Source organism: Belnapia moabensis DSM 16746 (assembly GCF_000745835.1).
Classification (GTDB): domain Bacteria; phylum Pseudomonadota; class Alphaproteobacteria; order Acetobacterales; family Acetobacteraceae; genus Belnapia; species Belnapia moabensis.
In genome coordinates this window covers 76465-93502 of the sequence record NZ_JQKB01000020.1, presented here as the reverse complement: position 1 = coordinate 93502, position 17038 = coordinate 76465, and the positions used below count along the sequence as shown (strand labels likewise).

At 73.4% G+C, this 17038-nt stretch carries 15 protein-coding genes and 1 tRNA gene; 6 read left to right on the top strand and 10 right to left on the bottom strand.

What is annotated here, in order from left to right; translation table 11 throughout:
• The 5 genes from tuf to EP26_RS14840 all read left to right on the top strand — a co-directional run bounded on the left by tuf (position 1) and on the right by EP26_RS14840 (position 3325).
• Positions 1–1188 carry an elongation factor Tu gene (tuf, locus tag EP26_RS14860; protein WP_043337546.1) on the top strand — a complete coding sequence of 396 codons (1188 nt, stop codon included), beginning with the start codon at positions 1–3 and terminating at the stop codon, positions 1186–1188.
• A gap of 142 nt (positions 1189–1330) precedes the next feature.
• Positions 1331–1406, top strand: a tRNA-Trp gene (locus EP26_RS14855).
• 115 nt (positions 1407–1521) lie between these two features.
• Positions 1522–1716 carry a preprotein translocase subunit SecE gene (secE, locus tag EP26_RS14850; protein WP_043339530.1) on the top strand — a complete coding sequence of 65 codons (195 nt, stop codon included), beginning with the start codon at positions 1522–1524 and terminating at the stop codon, positions 1714–1716.
• 14 nt (positions 1717–1730) lie between these two features.
• Positions 1731–2264: a transcription termination/antitermination protein NusG gene (nusG, locus tag EP26_RS14845; RefSeq protein ID WP_043339529.1), complete on the top strand. Its 534-nt coding sequence runs from the start codon at positions 1731–1733 to the stop codon at positions 2262–2264.
• Positions 2265–2356: 92 nt separating this feature from the next.
• Entirely contained in the window at positions 2357–3325 is a 969-nt protein-coding gene (locus EP26_RS14840; protein ID WP_043339528.1) for a Bug family tripartite tricarboxylate transporter substrate binding protein, read from the top strand.
• Positions 3326–3392: 67 nt separating this feature from the next.
• Here the strand turns inward: EP26_RS14840 and trxA are convergent, their stop codons facing one another.
• From trxA to tsaE, 6 genes are all read right to left on the bottom strand, one after another.
• Positions 3393–3722, bottom strand: a complete 330-nt coding sequence (gene trxA / locus EP26_RS14835; RefSeq protein WP_043339527.1) for a thioredoxin TrxA — start codon at positions 3720–3722, stop codon at positions 3393–3395.
• Between the two features lie 99 nt (positions 3723–3821).
• Complete coding sequence (addA, locus tag EP26_RS14830; RefSeq protein ID WP_043339526.1) at positions 3822–7340, bottom strand: double-strand break repair helicase AddA; 3519 nt, start codon at positions 7338–7340, stop codon at positions 3822–3824.
• The gene (gene addB, locus EP26_RS14825; RefSeq protein ID WP_043339525.1) at positions 7337–10420 is read right to left on the bottom strand and encodes a double-strand break repair protein AddB; all 3084 of its coding nucleotides are present in this window, start codon (positions 10418–10420) and stop codon (positions 7337–7339) included. The genes addA and addB overlap by 4 nt, the downstream gene beginning before the upstream one ends.
• Before the next feature lie 25 nt (positions 10421–10445).
• On the bottom strand, positions 10446–11174 hold the full coding sequence (locus EP26_RS14820) for a nucleotidyltransferase family protein (protein WP_245624407.1): 729 nt from the start codon (positions 11172–11174) through the stop codon (positions 10446–10448).
• Entirely contained in the window at positions 11171–12151 is a 981-nt protein-coding gene (locus EP26_RS14815; RefSeq protein ID WP_043339523.1) for an aminoglycoside phosphotransferase family protein, read from the bottom strand. The genes EP26_RS14820 and EP26_RS14815 overlap by 4 nt, the downstream gene beginning before the upstream one ends.
• On the bottom strand, positions 12148–12603 hold the full coding sequence (tsaE, locus tag EP26_RS14810; protein WP_211259448.1) for a tRNA (adenosine(37)-N6)-threonylcarbamoyltransferase complex ATPase subunit type 1 TsaE: 456 nt from the start codon (positions 12601–12603) through the stop codon (positions 12148–12150). Before tsaE ends, EP26_RS14815 begins: the two co-directional genes overlap by 4 nt.
• Positions 12604–12661: 58 nt before the next feature.
• On the opposite strand from tsaE, the gene EP26_RS14805 reads away from it, so the two are divergent.
• Positions 12662–13678, top strand: coding sequence for an NAD(P)/FAD-dependent oxidoreductase (locus EP26_RS14805; protein WP_456303877.1), 1017 nt, complete (start codon positions 12662–12664; stop codon positions 13676–13678).
• On the opposite strand, the gene EP26_RS38155 is transcribed toward EP26_RS14805, so the two are convergent.
• The 4 genes from EP26_RS38155 to EP26_RS14785 form a co-directional block, all read right to left on the bottom strand.
• Entirely contained in the window at positions 13675–14622 is a 948-nt protein-coding gene (locus tag EP26_RS38155) for a peptidoglycan-binding protein (RefSeq protein ID WP_052389206.1), read from the bottom strand. The genes EP26_RS14805 and EP26_RS38155 overlap by 4 nt on opposite strands.
• Complete coding sequence (locus EP26_RS34860) at positions 14619–15146, bottom strand: hypothetical protein (RefSeq protein ID WP_052389205.1); 528 nt, start codon at positions 15144–15146, stop codon at positions 14619–14621. The genes EP26_RS38155 and EP26_RS34860 overlap by 4 nt, the downstream gene beginning before the upstream one ends.
• Positions 15143–16453: a hypothetical protein gene (locus tag EP26_RS14790; RefSeq protein WP_043339520.1), complete on the bottom strand. Its 1311-nt coding sequence runs from the start codon at positions 16451–16453 to the stop codon at positions 15143–15145. Before EP26_RS14790 ends, EP26_RS34860 begins: the two co-directional genes overlap by 4 nt.
• Positions 16454–16538: 85 nt before the next feature.
• Positions 16539–16913 carry a hypothetical protein gene (locus EP26_RS14785; RefSeq protein ID WP_043339518.1) on the bottom strand — a complete coding sequence of 125 codons (375 nt, stop codon included), beginning with the start codon at positions 16911–16913 and terminating at the stop codon, positions 16539–16541.
• Positions 16914–17038 lie beyond the last annotated feature (125 nt).

Sequence of the window (17038 nt, the reverse complement as noted above, 5' to 3'; positions counted from 1 at the left end):
ATGGCGAAGGCGAAGTTTGAGCGGAACAAGCCGCACTGCAACATTGGGACGATCGGGCATGTCGACCATGGCAAGACGTCGCTGACGGCGGCGATCACCAAGGTTCTGGCGGAGACGGGTGGCGCGACCTTCACGGCCTATGACCAGATCGACAAGGCGCCGGAGGAGCGGGCTCGTGGCATCACGATCTCGACCGCACATGTCGAGTACGAGACGCAGAACCGCCACTACGCGCATGTGGACTGCCCCGGCCACGCCGACTACGTGAAGAACATGATCACGGGCGCGGCGCAGATGGACGGCGCGATCCTGGTGGTCTCGGCCGCTGACGGCCCGATGCCGCAGACGCGCGAGCACATCCTGCTGGCCCGCCAAGTTGGCGTCCCCGCCCTGGTGGTGTTCCTGAACAAGATGGACCTGGCCGACCCCGACCTGGTCGAGCTGGTGGAGATGGAGGTGCGCGAGCTGCTCTCCAGCTACCAGTTCCCGGGCGACGACATCCCGATCATCAAGGGCTCGGCGGTGGCGGCCCTCGAGGACAAGACGCCCGAGATCGGCAAGAACGCCGTGCTCGAGCTGATGGCGGCGGTGGACAGCTACATCCCGCAGCCGGAGCGTCCGAAGGACATGCCGTTCCTGATGCCGATCGAGGACGTGTTCTCGATCTCGGGCCGCGGCACGGTGGTGACGGGTCGCGTCGAGCGCGGCATCGTCAAGGTCGGCGAGGAAGTCGAGATCGTCGGGCTGAAGAACACGGTGAAGACGACGGTGACCGGCGTCGAGATGTTCCGCAAGCTGCTGGACAGCGGCGAGGCGGGCGACAACATCGGCGCGCTGCTGCGCGGCACGAAGCGCGAGGACGTCGAGCGCGGCCAGGTCCTGGCCAAGCCCGGCTCGATCACGCCGCACACCGGCTTCAAGGCCGAGGCCTACATTCTGACCAAGGAGGAGGGCGGGCGCCACACGCCGTTCTTCACCAACTACCGGCCGCAGTTCTACTTCCGGACCACCGACGTGACCGGGATCGTGAAGCTGCCGGAAGGCGTCGAGATGGTGATGCCGGGCGACAACGTGACGATGGATGTCGAGCTGATCGCCCCCATCGCCATGGACCAGGGGCTCCGCTTCGCCATCCGCGAGGGCGGCCGCACCGTCGGCGCCGGCGTCGTTGCGAGCATCGTGAAGTAAGCCGGGCCTCCAGGCCTGGATATACCGGACGGGCCGCCTTCGGGCGGCCCGTTTGCGTTGGGGATAACGCCTGCTCCCCCTCGACAGCCCGCCACCGCTGACTTATAGGCATCGCCTCGCGCCGCGGCTCCGCCGGGCGTGAAGGGGCGTAGCTCAATTGGTAGAGCGCCGGTCTCCAAAACCGGAGGTTGGGGGTTCGAGACCCTCCGCCCCTGCCACCTGCCCCGGCCCGCCGTGGCACTCCTGACTTGTCCAGGGTGGCATCCCTCCCCATGCTGCGGGGGTGGGTGGCCGCCCGCGAAGCGTTAACCGCAGCACAGAAGGTTCCCCGACTTGGCCAAGCTTGATCCCGCGCAGTATGTCCGGGACGTGCGGACGGAGGTGGCGAAAGTCACTTGGCCGAGCCGCAAGGAAACCTTGATCACGACCGGCCTCGTGCTGGCGATGTCGGCGCTGGCGGCCATCTTCTTCTTGGTCGCCGACCAGCTGATCGCCCTGGCGATGCGCGGCCTGTTCGGAATCGGGTGAGGGAGCAGCAGGCGATGGCCAAGCGCTGGTACGTGGTGCACGTCTATTCGGGCTTCGAGAAGAAGATCGCCCAGCAGATCAAGGAGCAGGCCGCCCAGAAGGGCCTCGGCGACCAGTTCGACGAGATCCTGGTTCCCGCCGAGGAGGTGACCGAGGTCCGCCGCGGACAGAAGGTCAATTCCGAGCGGAAGTTCTTCCCCGGCTACGTCCTGGTGAAGATGGAGATGTCGGACGACGCCTGGCACCTGGTGAAGGACACGCCGAAGGTCACCGGCTTCCTCGGCAACAAGAACAAGCCGAGCCCGATCACCGAGGCCGAGGCCCAGCGCATCGTCAACCAGGTGAAGGAAGGCGTGGAGAAGCCGCGCAAGCCTGCCGTGGTCTTCGAGGTGGGCGAGCAGGTCCGCGTCGCCGACGGGCCCTTCACCAGCTTCATGGGCACCGTCGAGGAAGTGGACGAGGAACGCGGTCGGGTGAAGGTCTCGGTCAGCATCTTCGGCCGCTCCACCCCGGTCGAGCTGGAATACACCCAGGTCGAGAAGACCTGACGCCGCCGTATACGCACCCGCGCGCATCGCGCTAGCCTGACCTCGCACGGGCCACAGAGCCCGGCGGGGAAATGGCGGAAAGGCGGGCGCGCATGGCGATTACCCGAAGAACCATCCTGGCCGGAGGCGCGCTCGCGCTGCCGGCGCTCCGGGCGAGGGCGGGGGAGGAATACCCGGCCCGGACCATCACCTGGGTCGTCCCCGGCGGCCCCGGCAGCGTCCTCGATGTCGCCGCGCGGCTGGTCGCCCTGAAGCTCGGCACGGCCCTCGGACAGAGCGTCGTCATCGACAACCGGTCCGGCGCCGGCGGCACCATCGCCGCCGAATACGCCGCCCGCGCGGCGCCCGATGGCTACACCGTCTTCTTCGGCAATTTCGCCACCTTCGCCATCGCGCCGCTGCTGATCCCCGGCCTCCGCTTCGAGGCGAGGCGGGACTTCACCCCGGTGCATGGCATCGGCGCCTCGGCCAATATCGTCATCTCCGGGCTGGGCCAGCCCTTCGCCAGCATCCCGGCGCTGATCGAGCATGCGAGGCGCAACCCGGGCAAGGTGACCTATGGCGCCAGCATCGGCTCCGGCCAGCATGCCGCCGGCGCGCTCTTCGCCCAGAAGGCCGGGGTTGAGCTGACGCTGGTCCCCTATTCCAACTTCGCCCAGGCGCTGAACGATACCGTCGCCGGCCGGCTCGACCTTTTGTTCGACTATCCGCTGAGCGCCCTGCCGCATGTGCGCGACGGCAAGCTCCGCGCCCTGGCCGTCAATGCCGGCGAGCGTCTGGTCATCGCGCCAGAGGTGCCAACGCTGTCCGAGGCGGGGCTGGCGGGCGCCGAATTGCTCGGCTGGTCCGGGCTCTATGCCCCGGCCCGCACGCCGCCCGCCATCGTGGCCCGCCTTGCCGAGGCCACCCATCGCGCCCTGCTCGACCGCGAGGTCAAGGTGCTGTTCGACAGCACCGGCACGATCCTCTGGGACGGCGTGGATGGTCCGGCGCTCGGCCGGGCGCTGGAGGAGGAGATCCCCAGGATGCAACGGCTCATCGGCCCGGCCGCCGCGCGTTAAGAGCGCGGCCAGGCCGGGAGATACCGCGAAGCCGCAGCGCGGCTTCGCGGCGGGGTATCTCAAGCCCTCAGGCGATCTGGCCGGCGATCCAGTCCTTCAGCGCCGTCTTCGGCAAGGCGCCGACCTTGGTGTCGAGCAGCTTGCCGTCCTTGAAGAGCAGCATGGTTGGGATGCCCCGTACCGCATACTCGTTCGGCGTCATCGGGTTCTCGTCGATGTTGACTTTGGCTATGGTCAGCTTGCCTTCGTATTCCTTGGCGATGTCGTCAAGGATCGGGCCGACCATGCGGCAGGGGCCGCACCACTCCGCCCAGAAATCGACCAGCACGGGGCCGGAGGCATCCAGCACGTCCTGCTTGAAGCTCTCGTCGGTCACGGCCTTGGTGAGTTCGCTCATCGTCCTGCGCCTCGTTCCTGGAGCCGGGAAGGCCCCACCATGTTGTAAGAATTCGTCACAGGTCGGGCCGGGGTCAAGGCCACCGCCTGCGCGGGGCCGCTATGTTGCGGACGCGGGGAGATGCTGGTCGAGCAACTCGCCCGGCAGCGGCATCAGCCGGGCGCCATAGGTCCAGACCAGGGCGCAATCCACTACCCGGTCGGGGAAGGCCTGGCGCAGCACGGCGCGATAGGCTGCCATCTGCCGCAGATAAAGCGGCGCTACCGCCTCCGCCGTCGCGGGCGGTGGCCGGTTGGTCTTGTAGTCGAGTACCAGCACCCGCTCGGGCGAGACCACCAGCCGGTCCACCTGCCCCGTCACCAGCTGTCCGCCGAGGCGGCCCGCGATCGGCGCCTCGGCCAGGCTCCCCGGCGCGAAGGCTGCCGCAATGGCCGGCGCGGCGAGGAGAGCCAGCACCTCCTCCAGCATCTCCGCCTGCTCGGCCGGCTCCAGCCCATGCCCTGGCCGGGCGAGGAAGCGCGCCGCCGCCTCCCGCCGCTCGGCCGGATCGCGCTCCGGCAGGTGCTGGAGGAGCGCATGCATCACGCGGCCGCGGCGGAAGCGCCGCCCGCCGGGATCGGCCTCGCCATGCGGGGCGGCGGCCGGTGTCTCCGCCTCGCCCGGCAGGGCGGAGGGGCTGAGTGCCGCCTCCACCGCCTCGGCCGGTGCCGGGCGCGTCGCCCAGCCGGGCAGCGGCCCCGCCTCGTCCGCGACGGAATGCGGGAGGTCCGGCACCGGTGCCTCCTCCTGGCCGCAGTCCAGCCGCCAGTGGATGCAGTCGCCGAAATCGCAGGCCGCGGGCGCGCCGAAGCCGGCATGGTCGAAGCGATGCTCGGCCGCGCCCTCGATCCGGCGGAAGCCGGCGGCGACGTGCCGGTACCACTCGCCCGGCTCCTTGCCCCAGCCGCAGACCACCAGCCGGTCCTCGGCGCGGGTCAGGGCCACGTAGAGAAGCCGGTTCTCCTCCTCCAGCCGCCGCGCCTCGTCGGCCGCCTTCGCCGCGAGGAAGGCCGGGGCATGGAAGCTCTTGTTTGGCGCCCAGAGCGGCAGGGCGATGCCATCCCCCTCCAGCCAGCGGATCGCCTCGCCGCCCGTGCCGCTGCCGACATCGGGGAGGATGACGATCGGCGCCTGCAATCCCTTGGCGTTGTGGACCGTCATGATGCGGACGGCATCGCCCGCCGCCTCCGCCTCGCGCTTCACCTCGGCGCCGCCTTGGCGCAGCCAGTGGAGGAAGCCCTGCAGGCTCGGCGGGTGCCGCCGCTCATGCGTCAGCGCCGCGTTCAGCAGCTCGTCCAGCACGTCGGCCGCCTCCGGCCCGAGCCGCGCCAGCAGCCGGGCCCGCCCACGGGAGCCGTCCATGGACGGCTCGCCCAGCACCTCGGCCAGCAGCGCGTACGGGGTGACGAGGTCGGCCCGCCCCGCCAGTCGTGCAAGCCAGGCCGCCGCCCGCGCCGCGGTGCCATCCGCCGCCTCGTCCCGATGCGCCATCAGCGCGCTCCAGAGCGAGCCGGTGCGGCCATGCGCCAGCGCCAGCAGCGCCTCCTCGGAGAGGCCGATCAGCGGGCTCTTCAGCAGCACGGCGAGCTGGAGATCGTCATCGGGCAGCAGCAGCACGTCACAGAGGGCGAGCAGGTCCATCACCGCGATATGCTCGACGAGCTTCACCCGCGTGACGCCCGCGACCGGCACCTGCCGTGCCTTCAGCGCGCGGACCAGCAGCGGCACGAGGGCCACATTCGCCTGCTTACGCAGCAGCACCAGCACGTCGCCCGCCCGCACGCCGCGGCCACGCGATTCCAGCCGCTCGTGGCGGATCATGTGGTCGATGCGCGCCGCCAGCGCCTCGGCCATCAGCGCCTCGGCGCTGGCGACGCGCTCCGGCTCCAGCGGCACCTGCCAGGGCTCCGGCGCCGGCGTCTCGGCCGGGCGGAGCAGCGGCCACAGCTCCACGCTGCCTGCATGGCCCTGCCGGTCCGGCAGGTGGCGCAGCGTCCCGCCATCCGCGACAACGCCCCCCCGCGCCGGCCCGTCGGCGAAGACGGCATCGACCAGCGCCAGCACCGGCGCCGTCGAGCGGAAGGAGACGTCGAGCTGCACCTGGCGGAACTCGCCGCCGCCATCGCGCACCTGCTGCCCGTAATGCCCTTCCCAGGTGGCGAAGCCCACCGCGTCGGCGCCCTGGAAGCCGTAGATCGCCTGCTTGATGTCGCCGACCGCGAAGACCGTCCGCCGCGGCGCCTCGGCCTCCACCGCAGCGGCGGAGAGCGAGCGTGCCCGGCTGCGTTCCACGCCGTTGCCGGCGAAGAACTCCGCCGTCAGCGCCGCGGCGATGCCCCACTGCGCCGGGTTGCTGTCCTGCGCCTCGTCGAGCAGGACGTGGTCGAGCCCGCCATCCAGCTTGTAGAGCACCCAGGCGCTGCCCGGGTCCTGCAGGATGCGCCGCACATGGTCGATCAGGTCGCCATAGCCGAGCAGCCCGGCCTGGCGCTGCCGCGCCCGGCTGCGGTCGAGCACCGGCGCGGCCAGCGCCAGCAGCGCGCCCGTCGCCGCGGCGAGGCGGCAGGCGGCGCGCTGCTCGGCCACCTTCAGCAGCCGCTCGCCCTCGGCGACGAGCGCCGCCAGCACCTCCGCCTGACGCGCGCCGACGCCCTTGGTGGCGAAGCCCTTATCGGCCCGCACGGTGCCCTTGTCGGTGATGAAAAAGCGGTGCCAATCGTCGAATCGCGCCGCCCGCGCCTCCGCATCCGCACCGATCCACTCGATGAGTTGCGCTGCGCGCTGCCGGTCGCTCTCGGTCTTGCTGGCGCCGAGCAGGCTCGCCGCCAGGCGCAGCGGCGCCTCCTCCACCGTGCAGGCGGCGGCGATCACCTCCGCCTCATCGAGGCTGTCCGGCGCGCCGAGCGCCGCGGCCAGCCGCAGCCGGAAGCCGGCGATGCCGTTGCAGCCCTGGAGGCAGCGCAGCAGCCGCTCCCGCGCCGTGTCTTGCAGCAGCGCCCGCGTCACATCGGCGAAGGTATCCGCCGAGGCGATGCCCGCGAGCAGCGCCAGCTCCTGCGCCACGGCGTCCGCATTCGCCAGCACGGATTCGCGTGCCTCGGCCAGCATCGCGGCGGCGTCCTGCTCCTCCAGTACTGCGAATTGCGGCGGGAGGTCGGCCTCGAGCGGGAAGCTGCGGAGCAGGCTCTGGCAGAAGCTGTGGATGGTCGAGATGCGCATGCCGCCCGGCATCTCCAGCACCTCGACCAGCAGGCGGCGGGCGCGGTCGATCCGCCGCGCATCCGGCTCCAGCCCGGTGAGGCGGCGGATCTGCGCGGCCAGCACCGGCTCATCCGCCACCGTCCATTCGCCGAGGCGGCGGCGCAGCCGCGCCTGCATCTCGGCGGCCGCGGCGCGGGTGAAGGTGAGGCAGAGGATGCGCCCCGGCACCTGCGCCGGGTCGAGCAGCAGCCGCAGCACGCGGTCGATCAGCACCTTGGTCTTGCCCGAGCCGGCCGAGGCGCCGACCCAGGCCGAGACCGTCGGGTCGGAGGCCGCCTGCTGCTGCTGCTCGGCGCGGAGGCGCGCGTTCTCGCTCATGCGCCGCCCCGCGCATCCTCGGCGCCGGCCCATTCGGCCAGGCGCGAGAGATGGTCGTAGTCGTTGCCCGCGGGCGCCCGCTTCGGGTGCGGCCGGGCGGTGAAGGGCCGGTCGCCGAGCAGGAAGTCGCCGACCAGCTCGATCAGCGCCGTCTGCGCCATATCGGCGAGCTGGCGCACCAGCAGCTTGTCCTCGACCGCGGCCTTCACCTCGCCCGGCTTCGGCCCGCCGGAAAGGCGCCAGTAGACCAGCGCCCCCGCATCCTCCTGCGGCACCCGCTCGAAGCCGCCGGCCGCAGCGATGGCGGCCTCCAGCGTCAGCTGCGGCTTGCGCCCGTCGCGCACTGCCTCGCCGCTCGGCGGCTCGCCGGTCTTGTAGTCAAGGATGCGGAGGCCCCCCGGCAAGATGTCGATGCGGTCGGCATAGGCCGTCAGCGTCACCTCGCGCCCGCCGAGGCGGAGCGCCAGCTCGCCCTTCACTTCCACCTCGCTGCGGATCGGCGCCGTGCCCTCCCGCAGCGCCGCCTCCTGCTGCACGGCGAATTCGCCGATACGGCCGAGCCGCGGCGCCCAAAAGGCGGCGAGGCCGGGGCGCGGCGAGGCATCGGCCAGGGCGGCGCGGGCCGCATCCTCCCACCATTGTCGCGCCGCATCCTCGCCCGGCCAGGGCTGGCCGGAGAGGCGGCGGACGAAGCCCGCCATCGCCGCATGGACGAGGTTGCCGTAGTCGAGCACCCCCGCATCCGCCTCCAGCGGATCCAGCGGGCGGAGCCGCAGCACATGCCGGGCGTAGAAGGCGTACGGGTCGGCGATCAGCGTCTCGACCTGGGTGACGGAGAGCCGCGCCGGCCGCTGCTCCGGCCGCGGGCGTGGGGCGGGGCGGGCGCAGGGCGCGGCATGCTCGGCCCGGTCGAGGCGGGCGGTCCAGGCGATGGCCGGGCTTGGCGGCAGGCGCAACCCGTCCTGCCCGGCCAGGAAGGTCTCGATCCGGGTCAGCCAGCGCGCCGGCAGGGTCGGCGCGCCGCCGCGGCGCTGGGCACGGGAGAGCACGGCCTCCGGCGCGGAGCAGGCGGTCAGCAGGAAGTCCGCGCAGACGCGGCCGATGCGCGCCTCGGGTTCCGGCAGGCCGAATTCGTGCCGCATCGGCCGGCTCATCCAGGGGCCGGGATCGGTCGCCAGCGGCCAGACCGTCTCGTCGAGGGCGCCGAGCACGACGCGGTCGAAGGTCAGCAGCCGGGCTTCCAACAGGCCGAGGATCTCGACGCGCGGATGCGGGCCGCCCTCGCGGCCCCGGCTGCCGCGGAGGCTGGGTGCGGCCGCCCCATCCATGGCGGCGTCAAAGAGTGAGGGCCAGGCCTCGGCGGCGAGCGGTGGCAGCAGCGCCATGGCCGGCGCCAGGGCGGCGAGGTGGGAAGCCAGCGCCTCGCCCTCCTCCCCGGCATAGAGGCGGAGGCCGCCGGGCAGGGTCGGCGTCGCCGCCAGCGCCTCGGCGGCGGCGAGGTGGTCGGCGAGCAGGTCGGCGGGCGGGCGGGGCGTGGAGGCAAGGCCGGCGAAGGCGCCGAGCGCCGCTTCCAGCGCATCGAGCAGGGAGGTGATCTCGGCCAGCACCTCGACCTCGCTCTCGCGGGCTAGGCCGGCGCGGGCGGCGGCGCGGAGCCCGGCCATCCCCGGCGCCGGGCGGGGGCCGCGCAGCGCCGCGCGTTCCAGGCGGCGGACGGCCGAAACCCAGCGCTCGCGCGGCCAGCCGCCGGCGCAGAGCGGGTGCTTCAGGACGGAGAGCAGCGGCACCGGCGCCAGCTCGGCGGCGGCCATGCGGGCGAGGAGGCGGAGGAAGCTGCCGGTCGGCGTCTCGCCCAGCGGCTCGCCGGCCGAGTCGTCGGCGGTGACGCCGTGGCGGGCGAGCTCCGCCGAGACGCGGCGGGCGAGGTCGCGGTCCGGGGTGACGAGGGCGGCGCGGGCCGAAGGGTCCTCCAGCGCCTCGCGCAGGGTAAGGGCGATGGCGGCGGCCTCGGCCTGGGCGTCGGGTGCGGTCAGCAGGGTGAGGCCGTCGAGGGCCGGGCGCCATTCCTCCGGCCGGCGGGACTGCCAGGCGGGCAGGCCGGCGGCGGGGCGGAGGGCCATGCCTAGCAGGTCGGGGCGACGCTGCGGCGCGGCGCGCTCGGCCTCTTCCGCTGGGCAGCCATGCCAGCGTTCGACCTGGTCAGCGCCGAGCTTCAGCGCCGCCAGCAGCCGGCGCTGGCCGCAATAGGGATGCGTCGGCGATTCGGGGATGGCCTCCCAGACGCGCGGCTCGGCCGAGGCGGCGTCGATGCCGTGCAGGACGACCGAGCCCCGGGGCAGGTCATGGGCGATGACGCGCAGCAAGGCCTCGGCCGCCGGGATGGTGCCGCCGACGCCGATGCCGGCGGCAATCACCGGGTCGCGCGGCGGGTCCTGCTGCCAGGCGAGGGTCTGGGCGCGCAGCGCTTGGGCACGCCGCATGCCGATGTCGAGCAGCCCCTCGCCCTCCAGCCAGTGCTGCCACTGCGCCATGACGCCGCGCAGGAAGGCGAGGGTGATCTGCCAATGCGCCGCATGCGTCTCCGGCACCAGCGACTCGAGGCGCTCGAGCCATTGCTCGGCGAGGGCGATGGGCGGGGTTTCGGCGAGCAGGTCGAGGTCGCGCTCCTCCAACGCGATCTCGTCGAGCAGCGTGCCGAGCGCGCCGGCCAGCGCCCAGGCCTGGTCGGGCGTCGCCGGGCCGCCGTGCTTCCGGTCGAGGCGCTGGATGAAGCCGGTCAGCACCGCCTGGCGGCGCAGCGGATCGACGGCGGGTGGCAGATCGAGCAGGGCGGGCAGGGCCAGCTCGTCGGCATCCTCGGTGGAGAGGCCGGCGAGCGCGCGCATCCGCGGCAGCAGCAGCGCCTGGCCATCCGCCGCGCGGAGGAAGGCGGTGCGGAGCGCGCGGGCGGAGCGGCGGGTCGGCAGCAGGATGGTGACGCGGGAGAGCCGTTCCGGCGCGTCGCCGGGCACGGCCTGCAACACCCCGGCCGCGAGGCAGTCGAGGAAGGGCAGATGCGTCGGGATGTGGAAGACGGTCACCGGGGTGAGACTAGCACCATGGTCGTCAGAAAAGCGCCTTCACCAATCCGGCCGCCATCGAGGCCTCGGCGCGCTCCAGGTCCTCGGGCGTCGAGAGGTGGAACCAGATGCCGTCATGCACAAGGGCGAAAAGCCGGCCGGCCTCAATGGCGCGGTCGTAGAGGCGGTTGAGGCTGAAGCGGCCGGCGGGGGCGCCCTCGAACAGCGACGGGGAGAGGATCTGGACGCCGGAGAAGATGTAGGGAGCAAGTTCCAGCTCGCGCGGGCGGCGGATACGGCCCAGCGGGTCGAGATGGAAGTCGCCGCGGCCGACCTCGCCATCCACCTGCGCGGTGCGGACGACGAGCAGCAGCCCGTCCATCTGCGCCGGGTCGAAGCTGGCGGCCATGCGGGCGAGGGCCGGGCTCGGGCCGTCGAGGATCACGCTGTCGCCGTTCAGCACGGCGAAGGGGCCGGGGCCGAGCAGCGGCAGGGCGCGGGTGACGCCGCCGCCGGTTTCCAGCAGCTCTTCCTCGCGTTGCAGGGCGATGTAGGGCGACTCGCGGCGGGCGACGGCCTCGGCGACCTGGTCGGCATGCCAATGGGCGTTGACCACGGCCTGTTCGATGCCGGCGGAGTCGAGCCGGTCGAGCGCGCGGTCGAGCAGGCTGCGGCCCTGCAGCGTCAGCAGCGGCTTGGCGGTGGTCTCGGTCAGCGGCCGCATGCGCAGGCCGAGGCCGGCGGCGAGGACCATGCCATGGGTGAGGTGGATCAAGCGGCCTCCGGCGGATTCTTCCGCATCTCATGCGGCACATGGGCGTCGAGGAAGCGGCGGAGCGGGGCGCAGGCCGGCTGGGAGAGCGCGCGGTCGAGCAGCGCCCAGCAGCGGGGGCCGTGTATCAGATAGCCGGGCTTGTTGTCGCGCCTCGCCAGCCGCACCCAGAGCGCGGCGACGCGGAGATGCCGCTGCGCGCCGCAGGCCACCATGGCGCCGAGGAAGGCGCCGCGGTCGAGGCCGGGGCGGGCCGCCAGATAGGCGGCGAGGGTGGCGCGGCGGACCTCCGGCGTCACGTCGCGGCGGGCATCCTCGACGAGGGAGACGATGTCGTAGGCGGGGTGGCCGATGGCGGCGTCCTGGAAGTCGAGGATGCCGGTGCGGCGGATGCCCTCGCGGTCCCCGATGCGCATGAGGTTGGCGGGGAAGTAGTCGCGGTGGACGAAGCCCCGCGCGCCGGCGAGGGGGGCCAGCATCTCGGCCAGCGCCGCGGCGAGTTCGGCGCGGACGGCCTCGCCCGGCGGGGCGCCGAAGGCGGCGGGCCACCACCAGTCGAGGAAGGTCGCGGCGGTCGCGCGCGTCATCGCCTCGGCATCCCAGGCGGGGAGGCCGGGGGGCGGCGGGGCGGCGTGCAGGGCGGCCAATGTATCCGCCGCCTCGCGGTAGAGGGGGAGGGGGTCGGCGCCGGCGTCGAGCAGCGCGGCATGGGTGGCGTCGCCGAAATCCTCGACCAGGAGGAAGCCCGCGGCCTCGTCGGCGGCGATCACCTCCGGCACCGAGAAGCCGGCGGCGAGCAGGTGGCGGGAGAGGGCGTGGAAGGGGCGGACATCCTGCGGCGGTGGGGCGTCCATCAGCAGGGCGGGGCGCGGGCCGCCGGTGAGGCGGGCATAGCGGCGGAGGTCGGCGTCGCCGGCGAGCGGGTGGCGGGCGGCGGCGCCGTAGCCATGGGCGGCGAGGAAGGGGTCGGGGAATCTCATCCGGCCAGCCCATGCAGCCGGCCGGGCCAGCCGTCCAGTGTGGCGATGCGGCTGTCCTCCTTCTCTCCGTGGGCGAGGCGGAGATGCAACGCCCCCTCCGGCGCGAGGGGGCCGAGGCGGTCCGGCCATTCGACGAGGACGAGGCCGCGGCGGGCCTCGTCCCAGCCGAGTTCGCGGAGGTCCGTGGGGCCGTCGAGGCGGTAGAGGTCGAAGTGGTGGGCCTCCAGCCCGTTGGGGAGGTCGTAGCTCTGCACCAGGGTGAAGCTGGGCGAGGGGACCTCGAGCGCCGGGTCGCCGGCCAGGGTGCGGAGGAAGGCGCGGGCGAAGGCGCTCTTGCCGGCGCCGAGGGGGCCGTCGAGCAGGACGGCATCGCCCGGCCGGGCGCGCGGGGCGAGCAGGGCCGCGAGGCGGGCGGTGGCCGCGGCGTCGGGCAGCGAGAGGGTCAGGGGCATCGAGGGGTTGGTATAGCGCGGCTTCGGCCCTAATACCCGGGCCTCTTCGAAGGTCATGGTGATGGCGGCGATCGAGACGGATGTGGCGATCATCGGCGCGGGGCCGGTCGGGCTCTTCGCGGTGTTCCAGTGCGGCATGCTGCGGATGCGGAGCGTCGTGATCGACGCGCTGGATTCGATCGGCGGGCAATGCGTGGCGCTCTACCCGGAAAAACCGATCTACGACATCCCGGCCCATCCCGCGATCGAGGGGGCGGGGCTGATCCATCAGCTGGAGGCGCAGGCGGCGCCCTTCCGGCCGGCCTATCTGCTCGGGCGACGGGTGGAGCGGCTGGTGCGGGAGGGGGAGACGTATCTGCTCGGGACCAGCGCGGGGGACGAGGTGCGGGCGAAGGCGGTGGTGATCGCGGCCGGCGCCGGGGCCTTCGGGCCGAACCGGCCGCCGCTCGCGGGGCTCGAAGGGTATGAGGCGACGGGGGCGGTGCGCTACGCGGTTTCGCGGCGCGAGGAGTTCCGTGGCAAGCGGGTGGTGATCGCGGGCGGGGGCGACTCGGCCGTGGATTGGGCGCTGTCGCTGAAGGATGTCGCCGAGCGGGTGGTGGTCGTGCATCGGCGGGCGAAATTCCGGGCGGCGCCGGAGAGCGCGGCCAGGCTCGAGGAGGCGGCGGCGAAGGGGGAGGTGGAGATGGCCATCCCCTATCAGCTGCACGGGCTGCGGGGGGATGGCGGGAGGCTCTCGGACGTGGTGCTGGCGACGCTGAAGGGTGAGGAGAAAGTGGTGCCGGCGGATCACCTGCTGGCCTTCTTCGGCCTGTCGATGGAGCTGGGGCCGATCGCGGAATGGGGGCTGGGGCTGAGCCACAGCCATGTCTCCGTGGAGCCCGCGACCTGCATGACGAGCCTGCCGGGGGTGCATGCGATCGGCGATATCGCCACCTATCCGGGGAAGCTGAAGCTGATCCTGCAGGGCTTCTCCGAGGCGGCGATGGCGGCGCATGCGATCCATCCCCGCGTCTTCCCTGGCGAGGCGCTGCATTTCGAGTACAGCACCTCGAAGGGGGTCCGGGCCGCTTAAATTCGCGGCGGGGCATTTCCTTGAGGATCAAGGGGTTGCTCGGGGAATTTTAGGAATTGAGCGCTTAAAGCGGATCCGCGCCGAAGCAGGCGGGCGGCCGCGTTGAAGAAGGCGCAGAAGCGGTCGGCGTGGGCGCCCGTCCCGGCCGGGTATTGCAGCATGCGCCAGCGGTTGCCGGGCGAGGGGTCGTGGCGGACCGAGCCGGCATTGTAGGCGCAGGCGACGACCGGCGGGTCGAGCAGGGTGCGGGGGACGGCCTCCGCGATGAAGGCGGCACCGGCGGCGATGCTGATCTCGGGGCGCCGCAATTCCTCGGGCGTGACGGGGCGGCGGAGGACGGCTGCCGCCGTCGAGATCAGGGTCTGCATGCAGCCGATGGAGACGCGGTGGGGCGTCGAGGCATAGTCGCGGAAGCCGGGCTCGTGGCGCTCGGCCAGGGGGTCGCCGCCGGATTCGGTGGCGATGCAGGCGGCGAGCAGCTCCACGGGCAGGCGGTGGCGGCGGGACTCGGTGCCGAGCGGGGCGGCGAAGGCGGAGAGGATGCGGCGGATCATCGCCTCCTGCGCGGCGGAGGCGGGCAGCTCGCCGGTCTCGAGGACGATCCCTAAGTGGGTTAGCGACCAGCGGGTGCCGCCGCCGAAGCGGGCATGCGGGCGGGCGAGGGCGGCCAGCGCCTCGGGCGAGAGCGGGTCCGCGGGCGGCGGCGTGCCCGGCAGCAGGCGGGACCAGAGGGGGGCGTCCACCATGCCGTCCGGGGGGAGGCCGAGCAGGGCCTGGAGGGCGGCGACGGCGGCGGCGGTCGCCGGGCCGAAGAGGCCGTCGGCGCTGCGCACCAGGCCGGCAACCGGGGCGGGCCAGCCGCCGGATTGCAGGCGGCGCTGGAGCTGGAGCACGTCCTCGCCGCGCATCATCGGCTGGGTGAGGCGGAGGGTGCGGGTGGTCATGGGCAGCTCCGGTGCAGGGCGGCGGCGAGGGGGCGCGGGAGGACGGGGCGGCAGACGGCGGGGAGGGGGGCGAGCCGGGCGCAGCGAGTGGGGCCGGGCGGGGTGAGCAGGGCCAGCGTCAGGCGGGCGGAGGCGGCGTGGGCGCAGCCGGCCGGGTCGGCGGGGTTCCCGGCGCGGAGGGCATCGGCGGCCGTCAGCTCGGCGGCGGCGTTGGTCGCCGGGTCGCCGGCGCCGGTGCTGATGGCGTCCTGGGCGGCGGCGGCGAGGTTCAGCGGGATGCGGCGGGGGCTGCCGGGGGCGAGGGCGGCCTGCCAGGCCGTGATGGCGCAGGGGAGGTCGCCCTGGCGGCGGCAGGCCTCGGCGCGGATCTCCTGGGCCTGGCGGCATTCCGGGCGGGCATCGGCGCAGGGCGGGGGCTGGGTGGCGAGGCGGGCGACCTCGCCTTGGGCCAGCAGGGTCTTGTCGGCGTCCAGCCGCTGCGTGGCGCAGGCGGCGAGGAGGAGGAGGGGAAGGAGCGCCCTCATGCGGCGGCGGCGAGCTGGCGGCGGAGCAGGTCGGCCGCCTGGGCGCGGGTGAGGTCGGGGCTGGCGGCGAGGCCGGTCAGCAGCAGCACCAGGCGGTCGAGGTCGCGGCCGGCGGGGTCCGTGCGGAGGGTGGCGAGGGTGTCGCGCAGGGTCGCCTGGGGGATGGGCGGGGCAGTGAGGCCGGCGGGGGCGAGGTCGATCGGGCGGTCGTCCACCGCGTCGAGGCTGCCGTCGAGCAGGCGGCCGCGGAATTCCTGGAGGCCGGTGGCGAACTCGTCGGCGCTGGCGAAGCGGCCGGGGGTGTCGAGGGCGATGCGGGCGGGCTCGGTTTCGCCTTGCGCCAGGGTGGCGAGGCGGGTGGCGGTGGCGAAGCGCTCTGCGGGGGCGAGGTTCGGCGTGAGCCAAGCGCGGGCGAAGATCGGCGAGGCCTCAAGGGCGGAGAGGGCGACGGCGCCGTCCACCGGGCCAGGGGGGAAGAGGTTGGCGGTATAGGGACCGTCGAGGATGCGAGCCTTCCAGCGCTCGAAATGCTCCGCACCCTGGCCGATGGCCTGGAGGGCACCGAGGCCGATGGCGGCGACGAGGCCGGCGGGGCCGCCGAGGCCGAGCAAGGCGGGGCTGGCGCGGAGGGCGGAGAGCGTGTCGGCGATGAGCGAGGTCGCCGGGTTGGTCGGGCCGAGGGCGGCGGTGAGGGTCGCCTCGGCGGCGTTGGCGGCGGTGGCGATGCTGGCGGGGGTGGGGGTGCGCAGCGCCTCCGTCGCGGCGTCGATGGTGGTGCGGGCGGCGCTGGCCGTGGCGGCGGCGCGCTGGGCGAGGCCGTTGTCGGGCGCGAGCCGGGCGGCCGTCGCGGCGGCGTCGAGGACGCTGCGGGCGGCAGCCAGCGCCGTGCTGGCGGGGGTGGGGTCGGCCGTGGGGGTGGCGGCGCGCGACTGCTCGGACTGGCGGGTGGCGAAATAGAAGCTGATGACGGCGCCGATGAAGCCGGTCAGCGCCTCGGCGCTGGCGAGGCCGAGCGGCTTCTGCAGGCCAATCAGCAGGAAGCCGAAGATGACGATGAAGCAGGAGATGAGGGCGCGGATGGTGCCGTCGGGCACGCCGCAGGGGAGTTCGGTCAGGCGGGCGAAGGCGGTGGGGCCGGCCTGCTGCGCCGCGGCCTGGAGGCGGCGGGCGAGGGCGGTGAGCAGCCAGGCCATGCCGGCGACGAAGATGGCCGGCGCGGCGATGACGAGGGCGACGGACCAAGCGGCGGGCGGGGCCTGGGTGGCGGCCTCGGTGAAGAAAGCGGCGGTGTCGGGGGGGTGGGGCATCGGTCCCTCCTGCGGGATGCAGGAGGGAACGTATTCGGAACGAACAGCTCTGTAAAGCTTATTTTCCTACAGAGCCGCGAGGCCGTCAGGTGGCCGAGGGGCTGTTCTCCAGCATGGACTTCAGCCGGGCGATGTCGGCCTCGGGGGCGGAGATGCGCAGCGCGGCCTGGCCGCCCTCCTGTGTGATCTCGGCGCAGCGGCGGTCCACCGGGCCCTCGCGCACCAGGGTCTCGAGGGCGAGCTTGGCGCCTTCCTGGCTGGGGAAGGGGACGGTGAAGCTGGCGAGGCCGGCGGATTGGGCCGAGACATCGTTAGGCATCATGTCCTCGGCGGGGACGGCGCGAGTCCCATGCTCGGCGGTGTTGCCGACCGGGTCGCTGGCGGGGAAGGTGTCCTCGACGGCGGCCTCGACATTGGCGTCGCGGGTCTTCTCGGGGCGGTCTTGGGTGTGGCTCGGCATGGCGGGGTCCTGATCCGTTGGTTGCGGATCGGAACGCCCGGGATTGGTTCGGGTTCGGGGGTGAAGGCCGGGCGGCTGGGGCTATGGCGTGATGTCATGCGCGCAGGTGTTGCGTCGCACCCGCT

Coding starts and splice junctions, on each gene's coding strand:
- tuf (WP_043337546.1), top strand. CDS start 1: ATGGCGAAGGCGAAGTTTGAGCGGAACAAGCCGCACTGCAACATTGGG.
- nusG (WP_043339529.1), top strand. CDS start 1,731: ATGGCCAAGCGCTGGTACGTGGTGCACGTCTATTCGGGCTTCGAGAAG.
- EP26_RS14840 (WP_043339528.1), top strand. CDS start 2,357: ATGGCGATTACCCGAAGAACCATCCTGGCCGGAGGCGCGCTCGCGCTG.
- trxA (WP_043339527.1), bottom strand. CDS start 3,722: ATGAGCGAACTCACCAAGGCCGTGACCGACGAGAGCTTCAAGCAGGAC.
- addA (WP_043339526.1), bottom strand. CDS start 7,340: ATGAGCGAGAACGCGCGCCTCCGCGCCGAGCAGCAGCAGCAGGCGGCC.
- EP26_RS14815 (WP_043339523.1), bottom strand. CDS start 12,151: ATGAGATTCCCCGACCCCTTCCTCGCCGCCCATGGCTACGGCGCCGCC.
- tsaE (WP_211259448.1), bottom strand. CDS start 12,603: ATGCCCCTGACCCTCTCGCTGCCCGACGCCGCGGCCACCGCCCGCCTC.
- EP26_RS38155 (WP_052389206.1), bottom strand. CDS start 14,622: ATGACCACCCGCACCCTCCGCCTCACCCAGCCGATGATGCGCGGCGAG.
- EP26_RS34860 (WP_052389205.1), bottom strand. CDS start 15,146: ATGAGGGCGCTCCTTCCCCTCCTCCTCCTCGCCGCCTGCGCCACGCAG.
- EP26_RS14790 (WP_043339520.1), bottom strand. CDS start 16,453: ATGCCCCACCCCCCCGACACCGCCGCTTTCTTCACCGAGGCCGCCACC.
- EP26_RS14785 (WP_043339518.1), bottom strand. CDS start 16,913: ATGCCGAGCCACACCCAAGACCGCCCCGAGAAGACCCGCGACGCCAAT.